Origin of the sequence: Baekduia sp., from assembly GCF_035996765.1 — a bacterium.
In the GTDB taxonomy this organism is placed as follows: Bacteria; Actinomycetota; Thermoleophilia; order Solirubrobacterales; family Solirubrobacteraceae; genus Baekduia.
This window is the reverse complement of the sequence record NZ_DASYJG010000039.1, coordinates 1-16,423: the sequence shown is the minus strand read 5'-3', so window position 1 is coordinate 16,423 and position 16,423 is coordinate 1. Positions and strand designations below refer to the sequence as shown.

Annotated in this window: 15 protein-coding genes; 12 read left to right on the top strand and 3 right to left on the bottom strand. The window is 69.2% G+C overall.

Annotated elements, in window-relative coordinates:
• Positions 1–35 precede the first annotated feature (35 nt).
• From VGO10_RS09015 to VGO10_RS08965, 11 genes are all read left to right on the top strand, one after another.
• A complete protein-coding gene (locus VGO10_RS09015) occupies positions 36–1,592 on the top strand; it encodes a glutamate synthase subunit beta (RefSeq protein WP_327467377.1) in 1,557 nt (518 codons plus the stop codon).
• A 129-nt stretch (positions 1,593–1,721) separates the two neighbouring features.
• Positions 1,722–3,110 (top strand): flavin-containing monooxygenase, encoded by a 1,389-nt coding sequence (locus tag VGO10_RS09010; RefSeq protein ID WP_327467375.1) that lies wholly within the window; start codon positions 1,722–1,724, stop codon positions 3,108–3,110.
• A complete protein-coding gene (locus VGO10_RS09005; RefSeq protein WP_327467373.1) occupies positions 3,107–3,724 on the top strand; it encodes a TetR/AcrR family transcriptional regulator in 618 nt (205 codons plus the stop codon). Before VGO10_RS09010 ends, VGO10_RS09005 begins: the two co-directional genes overlap by 4 nt.
• Before the next feature lie 146 nt (positions 3,725–3,870).
• On the top strand, positions 3,871–4,821 hold the full coding sequence (locus VGO10_RS09000) for a hypothetical protein (protein ID WP_327467371.1): 951 nt from the start codon (positions 3,871–3,873) through the stop codon (positions 4,819–4,821).
• Between the two features lie 96 nt (positions 4,822–4,917).
• Complete coding sequence (locus VGO10_RS08995) at positions 4,918–5,892, top strand: hypothetical protein (RefSeq protein ID WP_327467370.1); 975 nt, start codon at positions 4,918–4,920, stop codon at positions 5,890–5,892.
• A 27-nt stretch (positions 5,893–5,919) separates the two neighbouring features.
• Positions 5,920–6,582, top strand: coding sequence for a hypothetical protein (locus VGO10_RS08990; RefSeq protein ID WP_327467369.1), 663 nt, complete (start codon positions 5,920–5,922; stop codon positions 6,580–6,582).
• A gap of 374 nt (positions 6,583–6,956) precedes the next feature.
• Positions 6,957–8,210, top strand: coding sequence for a sigma-70 family RNA polymerase sigma factor (locus tag VGO10_RS08985; protein ID WP_327467368.1), 1,254 nt, complete (start codon positions 6,957–6,959; stop codon positions 8,208–8,210).
• A gap of 39 nt (positions 8,211–8,249) precedes the next feature.
• Positions 8,250–10,349, top strand: coding sequence for an Ig-like domain-containing protein (locus VGO10_RS08980; protein ID WP_327467367.1), 2,100 nt, complete (start codon positions 8,250–8,252; stop codon positions 10,347–10,349).
• Between the two features lie 190 nt (positions 10,350–10,539).
• Positions 10,540–11,919 (top strand): S8 family peptidase, encoded by a 1,380-nt coding sequence (locus tag VGO10_RS08975; RefSeq protein ID WP_327467365.1) that lies wholly within the window; start codon positions 10,540–10,542, stop codon positions 11,917–11,919.
• Positions 11,920–12,295: 376 nt separating this feature from the next.
• Positions 12,296–13,672 carry a hypothetical protein gene (locus VGO10_RS08970; protein WP_327467363.1) on the top strand — a complete coding sequence of 459 codons (1,377 nt, stop codon included), beginning with the start codon at positions 12,296–12,298 and terminating at the stop codon, positions 13,670–13,672.
• A 112-nt stretch (positions 13,673–13,784) separates the two neighbouring features.
• Positions 13,785–14,240 carry a hypothetical protein gene (locus VGO10_RS08965; protein ID WP_327467361.1) on the top strand — a complete coding sequence of 152 codons (456 nt, stop codon included), beginning with the start codon at positions 13,785–13,787 and terminating at the stop codon, positions 14,238–14,240.
• A 15-nt stretch (positions 14,241–14,255) separates the two neighbouring features.
• Here the strand turns inward: VGO10_RS08965 and VGO10_RS08960 are convergent, their stop codons facing one another.
• The 3 genes from VGO10_RS08960 to VGO10_RS08950 are packed head-to-tail and all read right to left on the bottom strand — an operon-like array spanning position 14,256 to position 16,014.
• Positions 14,256–15,164, bottom strand: coding sequence for a hypothetical protein (locus VGO10_RS08960; protein ID WP_327467359.1), 909 nt, complete (start codon positions 15,162–15,164; stop codon positions 14,256–14,258).
• A gap of 2 nt (positions 15,165–15,166) precedes the next feature.
• A complete protein-coding gene (locus VGO10_RS08955; RefSeq protein ID WP_327467357.1) occupies positions 15,167–15,670 on the bottom strand; it encodes an FxsA family protein in 504 nt (167 codons plus the stop codon).
• A 56-nt stretch (positions 15,671–15,726) separates the two neighbouring features.
• On the bottom strand, positions 15,727–16,014 hold the full coding sequence (locus VGO10_RS08950) for an STAS domain-containing protein (protein ID WP_327467355.1): 288 nt from the start codon (positions 16,012–16,014) through the stop codon (positions 15,727–15,729).
• A gap of 70 nt (positions 16,015–16,084) precedes the next feature.
• Here VGO10_RS08950 and VGO10_RS08945 point away from each other — a divergent pair, with 70 nt between their 5' ends.
• Positions 16,085–16,381 carry a metal-sulfur cluster assembly factor gene (locus tag VGO10_RS08945; RefSeq protein ID WP_327467353.1) on the top strand — a complete coding sequence of 99 codons (297 nt, stop codon included), beginning with the start codon at positions 16,085–16,087 and terminating at the stop codon, positions 16,379–16,381.
• Positions 16,382–16,423 lie beyond the last annotated feature (42 nt).

Below are 16,423 nucleotides of genomic sequence, written 5' to 3'. Positions count from 1 at the left end.
ACCGTGGTCATCGACGTCAAGCGGGCCGCGTAGCCATGGGTGAGCTCGGAGGCTTCCTCAAGATCGACCGCTCCAACGTCTCCTATCGAGACGCGCAGGAGCGCGTGGGTGACTTCCAGGAGTTCCTGGTCCAGAAGCCCGACGCGGAGCTGGCGGCCCAGGGCGCGCGCTGCATGGACTGCGGCGTGCCGTTCTGCCACAACGGCTGCCCGCTGGGCAACCTGATCCCGGACTGGAACGACCTCGTCTACCGCGAGCGCTGGCCCGACGCGATCAAGCAGCTGCACGCCACCAACAACTTCCCGGAGTTCACGGGCCGTCTCTGTCCCGCGCCGTGCGAGGCCTCCTGCGTGCTGGAGATCCGCGAGGGCGACGCGGTGACGATCAAGCAGATCGAGAACTCCATCATCAACCGCGCCTTCGACGAGGGCTGGGTCGTGCCCCAGCCGCCGGCGGTCGAGACCGGTCGCAGCGTTGCGGTCGTCGGCGCCGGCCCGGCCGGCATGGCCGCCGCCCAGCAGCTGCGCCGCGCCGGCCACGCCGTCGTGCTCTTCGAGCGCGACGAGGCGGGCGGCGGCCTGGTGCGCTTCGGCGTGCCGGACTTCAAGATCGAGAAGTGGATCGTCGAGCGCCGGCTGGACCAGCTGCGCGCCGAGGGCGTCGATGTGCGTTGCGGTGTTGACGTTGGTGTTGACGTGACCGCCGACCAGCTGCGCGCGGAGTTCGACGCGGTCGTCCTGACGATCGGCTCGCGCGTTCCGCGCGACCTGCCGGTCCCGGGCCGCGAGCTCGACGGCATCCACCCGGCGATGGACTACCTCTACGTGCGCAACCGGGCGATCGCGCAGGAGCTTGGGCCGGAGCCGAGCACCACACCGCCCACACCGGTCGAGATCACCGCCGCAGGCAAGCACGTCATCGTCATCGGTGGCGGCGACACCGGTGCGGACTGCGTCGGGCACTCGATCCGCGAGGGCGCGCTGAGCGTCACGCAGCTCGAGCTGCTGCCCGAGCCGCCGACCAACCGCCCCGACGACCGCACGCCGTGGCCCCTCTGGCCGCAGAAGTTCCGGTTGTCCTACGCCATGGAAGAGGCGACTGCGATCGGCAAGGGCGAGCAGGACTTCTCGATCGTCACCACGCGCTTCGACGGCGAGGACGGTCGCGTCGGTGCGCTGCACTACGCCCAGGCCGGTGCCGCGCCGCCGTTCGCGCCCGTCGAGGGCACCGACGGCGAGATGCAGGCCGACCTCGTCCTGCTGGCCATGGGCTTCCTGCACCCCGAGCACGAGGGCATCGTCGAGCAGCTCGGCGTCGACCTCGACCAGCGCGGCAACATCAAGGCCTCCACCTACGCGACGTCGGTGCACGGCGTCTTCGCCGCCGGCGACGCCCGCCGCGGCCAGTCGCTGATCGTCTGGGCGATCAACGAGGGCCGCCAGGCCGCCCGCATGGCCGACCGCTACCTGCACGAGCTGACCGCCGCCGAGCGCGAGCCCGTGCTGGCCGGCAACGTCCACGACGCCGACGAGGGGCCCGAAGGCCCGCCGTCGCACGCGGACGGCGGATTGAGCGCCGAAGAGCAGGACTGACATCGCCCGTCGAGGGACGACTGATGGTCGGATAGCGACCATCAGTCGTCCCTCGATGCCCTGGGCGTGCTTGACAGGGCGTCAAAGCGAAACTTGACGCCTCCGTCATCTTCTGGGAACCTGCCGCACATGTCCACGGCAACGCTTCCCTCTGTCTGTCTGATCGGTGCCGGCTCGTCCGGCATCGCGGTCGCCAAGGCGCTTCATGAGCATGGCGTGCCGTTTGACTGCATCGAGGCGTCTGACCGCGTCGGCGGCAATTGGGTCTTCAACAACAGCAACGGGACGTCGGCCGCCTACCGCGACCTGCACATCAACACGTCGCGCGACCGCATGGCCTACTCGGACTTCCCGATGCCGGCCGACTACCCCGACTACCCGCACCACGCGCAGATCGCCGCGTACTTCGACACCTACGTCGACCACTTCGGCTTCCGCGACCACATCATCTTCAACACGCGCGTGGACAACGTGTCGCGCGGCGCCGACGGCGTTTACACGGTCACGACCGACGACGGCGAGGTGCGCGAGTACGACGTCGTGCTCGTCGCCAACGGCCACCACTGGGATGCGCGCTGGCCCGAGCCGGCCTTCCCTGGCTCAGACACCTTCACCGGCACGCAGCTCCACGCCCACGAGTACATCGAGCCCTCCATCTTCGAGGGCAAGAACGTCGTCGTGCTCGGGATGGGCAACTCGGCGATGGACATCGCCGTGGAGTCCTCCTACGTCGCCAACAGCACCTACCTGGCCGCACGTCGCGGCGCCTGGATCATCCCCAAGTACCTCTTCGGCCGCCCGACCGACCACTTCAAGAACGATCCGCGCATCCCGTTCAAGATCCGCCAGAAGGCCGTCCAGCGGCTCGTCAAGCTCCACACCGGCGACCTCACCAAGTACGGCCTGCCCAAGCCCGACCATGCCTTCGGCGAGGCGCACCCGACGATCTCGGGCCGGATCCTCGACCGCATCCAGCACGGCCGCGTCGCGCCCAAGCCCAACATCAAGGCCTTGGACGGCGACCACGTCGAGTTCGTCGACGGCACGCGCGAGCAGGTCGACGTGGTGGTCTACTGCACCGGCTACAAGATCACGTTCCCGTTCTTCGATGAGGGCTTCATCTCCGCGCCCGACAACCACATCGAGCTCTTCCGCCGCGTCTTTCACCCTGACTACGCCGACCTCGGGTTCGTCGGCCTGCTGCAGCCGCTCGGCTCGGTCATGCCGCTCGCCGAGGCCCAGGGCGAGTGGCTGGTCGACTACCTGCGTGGCCGCTACGCGCTGCCGGCGCCGGGTGAGCTGGCCACCGACATCCGCGACGACCAGCAGGCGATGCACAAGCGCTATCTGGCCAGCAAGCGCCACACGATCCAGGTCGACTTCGAGGACTACCTCTGGCGGCTGGACAAGGAGCGCAAGCTGGGTGCCGAGCGTGCGGCGGCCCGTGGGCACGCGCTGCCGGTGCCCCATCGCGCCAAGGACATCCCGCGCACCGCCGGCGCGGCGGTCGCCGCGTGACCGTCGACGCCGGTCTGACCGCGGTCGGCGCGGGCAAGCGCGAGCGCACCAAGCAGGCCAACCGCACCGCGATCCTGGACGCCGCCCGGCTCGTCTTCGCCGACATCGGCTACGGGGCGGCATCGGTGCGCGACATCGTGCGCGGAACCGACCTGGCCACGGGCACGTTCTACAACTACTTCCCCGACAAGGAGTCGGTGTTGACCGCGCTGCTGGACGAGACGGCGGGGGAGGCGCGGCTGCGCGTGCGGGCCGCACGCCGCGGCGGCACCACGCTGGACGCCTTCGTGCGTGACGGCTTCCGGGCCTACTTCGACTTCCTGATCGAGGACCGCGCGACGTCGGAGCTGCTGAGCCGCAACGCGGGCACGATCCGGGCGCTGTTCGACGAGCCGTCGCTGGTCGCCGGCGTCGAGGAGCTTGCCGAGGATCTGCGCGCGGGTGTGGAGGCTGGTCTGATCCCTGACCACGACGTCGAGTACATGGCCGCGTCGATGGTCGGCGCCGCGTTCGAGGTCGGCGCGCGGATGCTCGACAGCGCAGAACCCGACCCGGCGCGGGCCACGGCGTTCATCTCCGGCCTCTTCATCGCGGGCCTCAGCGCCCGCGCCTGAGCGCTCCGCGCAACGTCTGTTGCGCGGACGCGGCACCGCAACTTCGATGGTGGCTACGCTGTCTTGGTTCTCAGCGCGCCGAAGCACACCGCGCGCCGACCCAACTCCCCGTCCCTCGACGCCGACAAAGGAGCACCCGCATTCCGATGCGACGTCTCGTTGCCACCTTCCTGCCCATCGCCGCCCTCGCCGCCGCCGCGCTCGTGCCGGCCAGCGCGTCTGCGGTCACCGTGGGCATCTCCGATCAGCAGGCCTCGACCTTCACCAACCCGCTCTACGCGCCGTTGAAGCTGAAGGTCGCTCGCTACATCGCCCCCTACGACGTGCTCAGCGAGCCGGGTGAGAAGCAGAAGCTGGATTCCTGGATCCACAACGCCAAGCTCGCCCACCAGACGATGCTGATCTCGTTCGAGCACTCGCGCCTGTCGTCGAAGTACAACAAGGCGCCGTCCGTGGCGACCTACACCAAGGCGCTGAAGGCCTTCAAGAAGAAGTACGGCCCGAAGTTCGACATCTCGCCCTGGAACGAGGTCAACGTCTGTCAGGCGGCTGGTCGCATGGAGGGTCAGCCGGCGAAGATCTGCAAGTCGGCCACCGGCCCGAAGCTCGTCGCCCAGTACTACTCGGCCGCCAAGTCGGTCTTCGTGGGCCGCAAGGTCGTCGCGATCGACATCCTCGACGGCTTCAACGTTGGCGGCGCGGTCAGCTACCTGCGCAAGTTCAAGAAGTACGTCAAGGGCACGCCCAAGTACTGGGGCATCCACAACTACAGCGACACGAACCGCGGCTCGACCTCGCGCACCTCGCGGTTGATCAAGGAGATCAACAACAAGAAGTCGGAGGTCTGGCTGACCGAGACGGGCGGCCAGCTCAAGCTGCGCGGCGTCGTGGCCGGTGAGGCAAAGGCCGCCCAGGCGCTGAAGTGCATGTTCTCTATGCCCAAGAAGTTCCCGCAGATCAAGCGCTTGTACATCTACCAGTTCAACGGCGCGGACTCTTCCAACGACTTCGACGCCGGCCTGATCGGCCCCGACAACTCGACCCGCCTGGGTTACGACGTCGTCAAGAAGCGCCAGTCGGCCACCTGCCACGCCTAGGGCGCGGCCCGCGTTCTGCGACTGCTGCGACGGGCGCCTATAGGCGCCCGTCGTGCGTTTGGGGGGAGGGCGGGCTCGTGCACTTACACTGAAGGCGTGCCCACCTTCTGCCGCCACAACCGGCTCGTCGAGAACTGCCCGATCTGCTCCAAGAAGGAGCAGGTTTCCAGCCCGACGCGCTCGGTTGCCCGGCGCCCCTCGCGGCCTGCCGGCTCGACCGCCGTGCGCGCGCCGCGCAAGTCCGTCTCCTCCGGGATGACGGTGCGCCGGGTGCAGCGCGCGCCCGACGACGGCTACGAGCACGACCTGATCCCGGGCCTGCGGTCGAGCGTCGACGCCGGCCGGTTGGCCGACGAGTTGGCGTTCAGCGCCGCGCGCCTGCGCGAGCTGTCCGACGCGCCTCCCGGTCTGTACGGCGAGGTCGCCGGCATGGGCGATCGTGAGGAGGCGGCGTGGCTGACCTTCCTGATCGCGTTCTTCTCGCCGCTGGACGCGGGGGATCCGTGGGTGGGCATCGCGGCTGCCCGGACGACCTGGGCCTCCGGCGAGCTGCCCGACCTCGAGGGTGTGCAGACCGGCCCGCGCACGGCGTTTGACCCCAAGCGCGGCGCGGCGGCGCTGGTCGCCTACCGGGCGTGGGCCGAGCGGCTGGGCGGGCAGATCCCAGCGCTGGCCGGCGAGGAGACGTGGACGCTGCAGCACCGCTACGACCGCGCCTTCGAGCGCCTGGGCCTGCCGGGCTTCGGCCGGCCGCAGCGGATGGAGTTCCTGATCCTGGCCCACCGGCTCGGGCTCGTCGAGCTCGACCCGTGGACGATGCACCTCGCCGCCGCCACGCCGACCGATCCGGTCGCGCTCTCGGCCAAGCGGCTGCTGGGCATCGGCGACCCGGTCCTGCTGCAGCGCCGTCAGCGCGAGCTGGCCCACGGCGTCGACGTCCCGGTCGAGTCGCTGGACCTGGCGCTCTACAACTGGGCGGCGCCGGCCGATGCCGAGCGCTACACGGCCGGCGCGACGGTGGCGCTGGACGCCGGCGAGCGCGACCGGATCGCGCGGGCGCTGGGGCTGTAGGTGGGGCGCGTCGCGTTGGGGCGCGCCTTGGCGTGCGCGTTGGCGGTGCTGGCGGTCGCCGGCTGCGGCTCGGAGTCCAAGAGCACCATTGCGGCCGGCGCGCCGACGGTGTCGCTGTGGGTCAGCGCGACGGCGAGCGACTACCGCCAGGTCGCCGCGGGCGTCAAGCTCGCGCTGGCCGAGCGCGGTGGGCGCGCGGGCGTGTTCCGCGTCAACTACGCGGGCAAGCAGGTCTCTGACGACGCGGCGCGTGCCACGGCCGATGCCGTCAACAACGCGCGGACCTCGCTGCAGGACACACAGGCCGGCGCGGTCATCACCAACGTGGGGACGGGTCAGGCCGAGCCGGCGATCACGCTGCTCAACGAGGCCGGCATCCCAGCGGTGGCGCTGGGCGACGCCGCGCTGAAGAGCGTGGCCTGCTCGGCGCGCAGCGACATCTACCCGAACGGGCACGAGACGGCGATCGTCGTCACGGGGGCGGCGCCGATGCCACTCGCCTTTCGCGCGCGCTTCCTCGCGCGCCTCGGGTTCGCACCGACGGACGTCGCCTGGTCGTCCTACCAGGGCGCGTCTGCTGTGTTGTCGTCCTTGAGGGACGCGGGTGTCAAGACAAACGACTCGCCACCGCGGTTGAACCGCGACGCGCTCGCGGCCGAGCTCGTGCATGGGCACGGAGGCTGCACCTAGGCGCGAGGCGCCTGGGGTGTGTTGGAGCCGGATCTGGATCTGGACAGACGGTGGATGCTGTCCGATCGGAGTTGTTCGGGGTCTCCATCGCTAAAGGTTCTTTTGGCCATAGTGAGATTCCCGCTCTGAGCGGGAATTTGCGTGGCGATGCGCACAAGGCGTCGTTCGCTGGCGGACCGCAGCCTTTGGATGGTCGGCGACGGATGTCCGAACCCGGGCTTGGGTCTTCGGCGCTTGCTCGCGATACCTCGGGGCACCGCTCACCGATGGGCGGACGTCGTCACTCGGACCTCTGATTGAAATCAGGGGGGCGAGAAATCTGGCGATGGCCCTAAGGACATCAACGCGCCACTCGCACCCCGAAGGACCGGGATATGGACAACCACGCCTCGTCCGAGCCAGACGCTCGGACCCGGCTCACCCACGATCAAGCGCAGGAGCTGGTCATGCGCATCGTCTCGACGCAAGCCGAGTCGCTGCTGCGGACGGCTTACCGCAACAGCCTGTGCCCCGACGATGCGCACGACGCCTATCAGCGCTCGATGGAGATCTTCCTGCGGCGGGCGAGGACGCTCGACCCGCGCTCAGCGCATAAGTGGATCCATGTTGTCGTCAAACGGGAGGCGCAGGAACTGCGTCGCGTGCGCTCCGGCTCGGTGCCTTACGAGGCGATCGACTTCGATCTCCATGTTGCGTCTGAGGTGTCCACGCCCGAGGAGCGCTTCCTGGCCAAGGACCGTGCTCGACGCGCTGCCGAGGCGCTGCGGCGACTCAAGCCGCAGGAGCGGCGTGCCATGGGGCTCAAGGCTTTTGGCCATTCCTACGCCGAGATCTCCGAGGCCACCGGGTTTTCAAGAACGAAAGTCAATCGTGCGCTCACCGAAGGTCGCAAGAGCTTCTTGGAGCGCTTTGAGGGCATCGAGGCCGGGGCGGAGTGTCAGCGCTGGCAGCCGGTCCTGTCGGCGATGGTCGCCGGCGAGGCGACCGCGGCGCAGCTCACCGAAGCGCGGCCGCATCTGCGCAACTGCCCCGCATGCCGGGCGACCTTGCGCGGGCTGCACCAGTCGCAGCGGCCGCTGAAGGCGGTGCTGCCGGTCGGGCTGGTGAGCGTCGGCGCGAAGTTGTCGGGATTGCTGGAGCGGCTGCTGACCGGCGTTGGAGGCGGCGGCGATGCGGGCGGCGCGGCTGTTGGCGGGGCCGGCTTCCTGGGGATCGGCGGGGCGAAGCTGGCGGGCCTGCTTGCCGCGGGTGCGGTCGCGACGGCGGGCGGTGGGTTGGTGGTGGCGCAGGAGTCCGAGCACGGTGCCGGCCATCGCGGCGTGGCCGCGCGGACGGGGCGGGTGGCGCCGGTGCGGCGCGCTGCGGTCGTGACGCCCACGCGACCAGTCTCGACGACGACCGCTGGTCGCGCTGCGCCGCCCAAGGTCGCGGCGCGTCTTGTCCATCGGACCCAGCGCGTCGGCGTGCGGGCGTCGGTCAGGCGGCGCAACGAGTTCGCCCCACGCGGCGGAGATCTCATGCCCTCGCCGGTCCTCGGCGTCGTTCCGAAGGCGGTCCGCGCGACTGCCCCGCAGCCGGTCGCTCCCAGTTCGGATAGCACCCGCGGCGAGTTCGCGCCGCAGCCCTGAGCCACCACCACGAACTTGCACACGAGAAAGGAATCCACGTTGCATCCCCTCATCCATGGCCGCCGCCCTTGGCGCGCCCGACTTGCCGTCCTGCTCGGCGCCCTGGCGATGACCTTCGTCTCCAGCGCACCGTCGCAGGCCGCCGGCATCTACATCCACAAGGGCTGCGTGACCGGCAGCGATCTCTTTGACGCCTACGGCGGTTGGCAGGCCAGCGCCTACTCGATGGTCGGCAACGCCAACGCCAACAACTGCCCCTGGGGTGGCCTGCACTCGGAGATGAATCCCGGGGCGGGCATCCCGATCGGTGCTTCCGTCGGCTGGACCTACACCGCGCCGCCGCAGACGACCATCGCGCGCTTCGTCAGCGACTACGCCGGCTGGACCAAGATCTATGACGACGTCAACCAGGGCCTCATTCAGTTCCTTGACGGCGCCGGCCACGTTGGGCTGACTTACAGCGATCGTCAGGCGACGGTGGCCAACAAGCGGACGATCGACTGGTCGGTGGGCAACAGCACCGCGATCACCGCACGGGTGCTCTGCGACGGCCCCAACGGGCACGCGGGCTGCGCGGGCTCGGTGGGGTGGTCGTCGCTCTTTGACCCCAAGCTCTACCTCACCGACGACCTACCGCCCACCGTTGGCGCTGCGTCCGGCAGCGTGACCACCGACACGACGCTCAAAGGCAGCGAGGCCCTCAGCTACTCGGCCTCCGATCTCGGCGGGGGCATCGCGCGCCTGCGCCTTTACGTCGATGGTCAGGCGACGGCGGTCGATCACGTGATCGACATCAACACCGGGCATTGCCAGATCGACGGCACCGAGAACGGCGTCTGGAGCTTCTCCTGGCCCAAGCCGTGCCCGGCCTCGGTCAACGCGGAGGAGTCGTTCGACACCACGGCCCTCGCGGACGGCCGGCACACGATCACGTTCAAGGTCGTGGATGTGGCGCAGCGGGAGGCGACGGTGTGGACGGGCTCGCGGTTGGTGGCGAACCATCCGCCGGTGAACACGCAGTTGCCTCTCTACGCCGACCAGGATCCGGCGGTGAACCCGGTCGTCGGCCACGTGATCTCGGCATCGAGTGACGGCACCTGGACCGGGCCGAACCTCAACATCGTTAGGGGCTGGGTGCAGTGCGATGGCCACGGGACCATCGCGTCCTGTGCCGCGATCCCCGGAGCCACCAGGCTGAGCTACACGCCGACGGCAGACGACGTTGGCCATCGCTTACGTCTGCTTGTCACGGCGACAAACGTGGCCGACTCGGTCAGCGTGTACTCGCAGCCCACCGGCATCGTCGCCGCGCCGAGCAGTGCGGGCCCGATCACGCCGAAGCCGGATCCCGGCAAGGATGGCAGTGACGGCACTGATGGGAGCAACGGCAACAACGGCTCGAGCCCATCGGTTCCGGGCGCACCGGTGCTGCCTGGAGTCTCGATCACCGCCACCATGGAGCACATCTTCCGCGGCCGTATCGCCGGTGAGCCTGCCGGGGCCACCTGTCCGCAGGATCGCGCGACGCTGAAGTTCGAGCACGTGCTTGGCGGCCAGATGAGGCTCGGCTTTGGCAGGGCGTCGACTGTCCAGGCGCATTTGACCTGCACCACGAGCGGCAAGGCGATCGAGGCCGCGCAGCTCGACATCGCGACCCGCGTTGGCACCAAGGCGGCTGTGGCCGCCGACGTGACGACCGATGGCGCCGGACACGCCACGCTGCGGCTGGCCAAGGGCGCGGGCCGGGCGGTCACGGTGGGCTACCGGATGTACGCCGACGACCCGATCGCACGCGCGACCGCGACGCTCAAGGTGGCGGTCAAGGGCAAGGTGGTGGTGAAGGCCAACCGCAAGCACTTGCACAACGGTCAGGCCGTCACCTTACGCGGCAAGCTGGCCGGCGGCGAGGTTCCGACTCGTGGTGTCACGTTGGCGGTCCAGTGGAAGGACGGCCATCGCTGGCGTCCGTTCGCCCAGATCAAGACCAACCGCAAGGGCGCGTTTGCTTACGCCTATAAGTTCACGCGGACCAGCGGCAAGATCACCTATGCGCTGCGTGTGCAGGTGAGCAAGGGCCAGGTCGACTATCCGTATCTGGCCACGGCCTCCAAGCCTGTGAAGGTCACCGTTGCGCGCTAGCAACAGAACCCTCGAGGCGCTTGCGGCATGCCGCGAGTTGCCGGGGCGGCGGGCGATGCCCGCCGCCCCGGGCGGGGGCGTGCTGGCGGCCATGGCGGCTGCCGGTAGGGCTCGAGGCCAGTCCGGACTGGTCAGCGGGGCTTGTGCGCAGCGTTTGCCCGCAGGCGCCGCCCGCGCTCGTCCGAACCGTGTGTTGCGCGGCCGCTTTGCCCCGTGGGCCGTTGCGCTTGCCACGACGGCGATCAGCCTCGTCTTCGCTTGTCCGGTCCCGGCGGAGGAGGTCTTCACCAGCCAGGCGGCGGCCGCTAACGCGACCGACTCCACCTGGATCCCCGCGCCCGCCCAACGTGCCGCGGTCTGCATCGTGGACACCGGCAACGACCCCAACCCCGACACCTCTAACGTCGTCGCCCGCCTCTCTGTCGACGGTGAGCCCGGCACCGACCGCAGCCCCGACCACCACGGCACCCTCATGTCCATGATCGCCGCCGCGCCCTACAACGGCTTCGGCATGGTGGGGGCGGCGCCGTCGATCAACGTGGTGTCGGTGCGAGCGTCGCGGGATGGGGTGAGCTTCGGCGGTACCGACTTGGCGCGGGCCATTCAGCGATGTGTCGCATTTCGCAATACCTACAACATCAAGGTGATCTCGTTGTCGTTGGGGGGTGCGGTGGTGTCCGGGCTAGACGCCGGGGGAATGGCGACCGTCGAGGACATGGTCAGCAGCGCTCGTTTCGTCGGTCTCGACGTCGTCGCGGCGGCAGGCAATCACCGCGGCGTAGTGGACTGGCCGGCAGGCTATGGCCCGGTCCTGGCGATCGGAGCTGCTGACAACGTCGGTGCTCGGTGCAGCTTCGCCGCCTCTGGTCCCGAAGTCGACCTCTGGGCGTCGGGCTGCCCGCTCGACGCTGCTCTCTTCGATGGTGCCGCGGCTTGGGCGTCGGGGTCAAGTGAGTCGACCGCGTTCGTCGCGGGCGCTCTGACCGAGCTCCGTCAGCTAAGTCCCGGTTCGACAGTCGATCAGGCCGAGCAGGCTTTGATGAGCAGCGCTCAGATTGCCTCGGCCGGGTCTCGTCTCGACGTCGGTGCGGCGTTCGCCGCTGTCGGACTCGAGGGTCAGCTTGCGCTCGGCCACACAATGGTGCCCCAGGTCGCTCAGAGCGGCGGTGCCACCGACCCGCAGTTGCCTGCGTCTACCGGGCCGTCGGTCGGCACGATCGCGATGCCCTTAAGTGGAGGGCACGCCGCGGGCCTACCGGTGATCGCACCCTTGGGAGGCGAGCGCTCCCAGGCGCGCCTTCCCAAGCCATCTGTGGTCTCGGTCCGACTGCGGCGCGCCGTTCTTTCGATGCGCTTCAAGAACAAGCCTCGGGGCATGGTGGCTCAGGTGCAGATCTACACCCGCACAAAGCGCCGAGCCTTCCCAGCCTTAGTGGACATCTTGCACGTGATGGATGACCGATTCCGGACACCGGTCTCAGGAACGGTCAGTCAAGTGTCGATCACGTACCGTGATCCTCAGCGGATCAGAGGTTCTTCAGTACTGCTGAGCCTTCATTCTGTGAGGTAGCCCTGCGCTCCGTGTCGTCCACACCATGCCCGTTCAACGTCGCCACACCTGGGTCAATGTTGTCCTCGTTGTTCTGGCAGCGGCGATATTCCCGCCGGTGGCGAAGGCTCAGGATCGGCCGTTGCCCGCAGACGTCGGTCCGGTCAATGGCGGTGGGGGCTTCGTCATGCAGAGTTGTGGCGAGACAGGCACAGCGAACGGTTGGGCGATAATCACAAACACCAATGCTGACGCGCTTGCAATCGGTATCGACTGTCCGCCTTCGAACCGGCCGCCGGGATTTCCTACGAGCTTTCAGCAGGCGGGGATCTGGGCCAGCGATCGGCTTACCAGCACGGGTGGGGCTCCGGAGGCCGACGTTGGAGATCGCGTCGAGTTGGCGTTCGAGCCGCTGGCCGGGACAACGATTACGCGTCTGCGCTACTGGCGAGCCATTCACATCGGTGCCGAGGACAACTACCAGCCCTACATCTCGCTCAGCACCCGCAGCAACATCATCGACACCTGCGTCATCGGCGGCCAATCGACGTGCTTCGCGGGTGGCGACGACTGGTTTCCGAACGACGATACGACGACGAACCGGTCGTCGTATCGTGATCTCCCGGGCCTCTCCGCAAGCTCGATCATCGTCGGCCTCTACTGCGGTGACAGCGACGTCCACACCTGTGGCAACGGCTCCACGCTTACGCACGTCGACGCCGAGATCTTCAGCGCGTTCCTGACGATTTCCGATCCGGACCCGCCGATGATTGGCACGCCCATCGGCGACGGTTGGACCGCAGACACGTGGTCGCAGGGGACGCTGCCGCTGGCGCTTGCCTCGTCAGACATCACCGGCATCTCCGCGACGCGGGTCTACGCGGATGGCTCGTTGATCGCGACCCTGCAGCGCAGCTGCAGCTATGACCGGCCGCGGCCCTGCACCGATGAATCATCCGGCACGGTCGGGCTGCCGACGGCCGGGCTGGCGGACGGTGTGCACCAGATCGCGGTCAGCGCAGTTGACGCCGCCGGCAACGAGACGCGCATCGATCGACCGTCGTCGCTACTCACCGACAACAACGCGCCTGCCGCGCCCATCGGGCTGGTCTCACCCGCACCCTCGTCGACCGCGAACCGCTTCGAAGCGCACTGGTCGCTTCCCCCAGATGCGGGCTCGCCGATCGTCGCCGCGCGCTACCAGCTGTGCCAGGGCGCGACGTGCAGCGCAACACAGACAGCGCCGTCGCTCACAGCAGTCGACGGCCTTGTCCTGCCCGCCGAAGGCGACGCGAGCCTGCGCGTCTGGCTCGTCGATGCGCTGGGCCACGAGGCGCCCTCGGCTGCGGCGACCCTCGCGCTGCGCTACGCGCCACCGGCGCTCGGCCCGGACGCGACGCCCACCCCAGACCCCACGCCAACGACGCCAACGCCTCCGCCCACGACGCCGAACCCCACGCCACGGCCCACCCTCAAGGCCTCCCCGAAGCTCAAGATCCGCGCGCTGAGCCATCGCGGCCGTCAGATAACCCTCCGCGGCACGATCTCCGCTCGCGCCTCCGGACGCGTGACCGTCCGCTTCCGGACCCGGGTCGCCGGTCGCGCCCGAACCCTCACGCGCCACTCCGTCATCCGCGCGCGAGCCTTCCACACGACCTTCACGTTGCCGCGTTCCCTCGCGCGGGCGCGCGCGGGAACGGTGGCCGTCAGCTACGCCGGCGATGCCGACACCAGCCGGGCGACCCGCCAGGCCACCATCCGCTGGCGCATCTGACCAATTGCCGCAACGTGCAGGGCCTTCGGAAAGGCCCGCGAACAACGGGGGTTTGCCGTCCGACCGGGGTCGTACCGTCACGCCGTCCAGTCCTCGAGCGCCGGGAGCTCCCATGCCCCTCTGCTTCATCGAACCTCACGACGCGATTCGCGTCATCGCAGAGTCTGTCGGCCGTGAGGCACGCCGGCAGCTGCTTGGCGAGCTCGTTCGCGCTTGGGTGGATGAGATCCCCGAGCGCGAGTTGGACACGCACTACGCCAAGGCCGTCGCCGACCTCGACGAGCACGACCTGTCGATGCTCGCCGCGTGGCACGCGGCGCTGGAGGTCGGGCAGCCGATCGCCAACCGCGACTTCCTGATGAACGTCTTCCCGACGCTCGGCGAGAACCGGCGCGAGGCGCTGAAGATCGCGGCGGGCTTCCGCGGCGAGGAGGCCTTCGAGGCAGGCGTCGCCGAAGAGCAAGCGCTGGAGACCGTCCTACCGCGCCTCTCGCGCGAGCGGTCGCTGGAGCTCGCGCAAGAGTGCATCGAGCTCTACCTGTGGGACCGACTCGGCTCCGACAACTGAGTCGAAGCCAGCGCGTCAGTCGACGCGTCGCAGCACGTCGTAGCGCCCGACGCCCGCCCGGCCGTCCATGCGCCACGTGAAGAACGCACAGTCCAGCCGCAGCCGGCCGAGATCCAGCGTCGTGCCGCATGACACCTCACCGGCCGCTCGGCGCGCGTAGGGCGCCTCGTCGGTCTCATACAGCTCCAGGCCCGCGTGGCGCTGGCGGCCGTCGCTGTCGTACGTCGTCGACACGCGCGGATCGGCAACGACCAGCGAGAGCTGCTCGTCGGTCTCGCCGTCACGCCCCAGTAGCACGGCGTGGATCGCCTCGTCGGCGTGCGACGCCGCCTTGACGGGCCGCACCGCGGTCAGCGTCACGCCCGCGTCGCCCTCCAGCCAGACACCGATCGTGCGCGCCATCGTCAGCTTGTCCCAGTCCGGGGCGCCCCAGGAATGGCCGCGCTGACCGCGGCCCACGAAGCTCCGCTCGACGCCGCCGATCGTGACCTTGCCAGTCACCTTCACCAGCTGGTCGTAGCCCTGCATGCCGCCGAGCTTGCCGGCCGGCACCTCGGCGTCAAGCTCGGCAGGAGCCGACACCGACTCCAAGTCCAACAAGAACCCGTGCTGGCCGTCCTCGTCGTCGAAGTGCATGCGCCAGGCGCGCAGCGGGTCGACGACCTCGGTCCACACGCCCGCGGCCTCCGCGCCGCCCCAGCCGACACCCTCGCCGGCCGGCACACCACCCTCGGCCCGGACCGCCACCGGCTGGCCGCCGGCAAACAGCACCGCCAAGCCGCTGGTGACGACCTCGCCGCCCGTCATCGCACGGCCGATCCGGGCGACGCCGCAGACATCGGCCTCCGGATCGCTGAACGCGACGGTCACCGCGTCGCTGAGCCCCTCGGCCAGCTCGCGCGGCACCTCGTGGTCGACGCTCACGGTCAAGGAAGCCTCCTGGGATCGATCTCCGTTGCGGTGCCCTCGACGTCGAAGCCGCCGCCGGCGGGGTTGCGCGGGGTACCTGGCCCACCGGCCCCACGGGGGCGGGCGGACCGTACCCGCGGGCTCGGCACATCTCCGACCAGCCCGAACGTGAACCGCCGCGCCACGATCCGCCGGATCACCGCGCGGGTTGGCGGCAACAGCAGCAGCGCGCCGACGATGTCACTGCAGAACCCCGGCGTCAGCAGGAACGCGCCGCCGAAGATCACCAGCACGCCGTCGAGCACCTCACGCGCCGGCATCCGGCCTTCGGCCAGCGCCGTCTGAAAGCGCCGCCACGCCGCGCGGCCTTGGGACTTCATCAACAGGCTGCCGAGGATCGAGTCGGCGATCAGCAAGGCGATCGTCCACAGCGCGCCGATCGCCTGGCCGACCTGGATGATCACGTAGATCTCCAGGATCGGGACGACCACGAAAAGAGCCAACAGGAGCAGGAAGGGCATCCGGGCCCCAAGGCTACGCGGTCGAGTGTCGCGTGCGGGGCGGGCGGGTGCGCGGCTTACGCCGGCGCGGCGCCCGGATCCAGGATCACGTTCGGCAGCCGGTGCAGCCCGACCAGCTCGATGAGCCGCTGGATCTGGGGCTGGGCCCCGCGGAGGCGGAGGTGACCGCCGGCCTGGCGCAGCCGCTGCGCCACCATCGCGAGGTCGACCATCAACGAGGGGTCGGCGAAGACCAGCTCGTGGAGGTCGACGAAGACCGTGCCACCCGCGCGCAGGGCCCGCGACATCGCGGGACGCCGCAGGCTTTGGGTGGACCGGTCCTCGTCTCCCGCACAGCAGATCACCGGGGGGTGTTCGCTGTAGGAGACGATGGCGATGTCAACCTACTCCGAACGCCGGGCTAGACTCAAGGCCATGCCCTCCCCCGAGGATGTCGAAGCCGCTCTTACCAACGTGATCGACCCCGAGTTGGGTCTGGACTTCGTCGAGTTGGGCCTGATCTACGGAATCGAGGTCTCTGCCGGTGACGTGCACGTCACGTTCTCGCTGACCTCGCCCGGGTGCCCGATCGGCCCGCAGGTCTCCGAGCAAATCGAGGAGTTCGTGACCGAGCTCGACGGAGTGACGTCCGTCGAGTCCACCATGACGTTCAGCCCGCCCTGGACGCCGGACCGGATGTCCGAAGACGCGAAGTTCGCGCTGGGCTACTAGCCCGGCACTCTTCGGAACCTCTTATGCGGTCGGCGCTCGTCG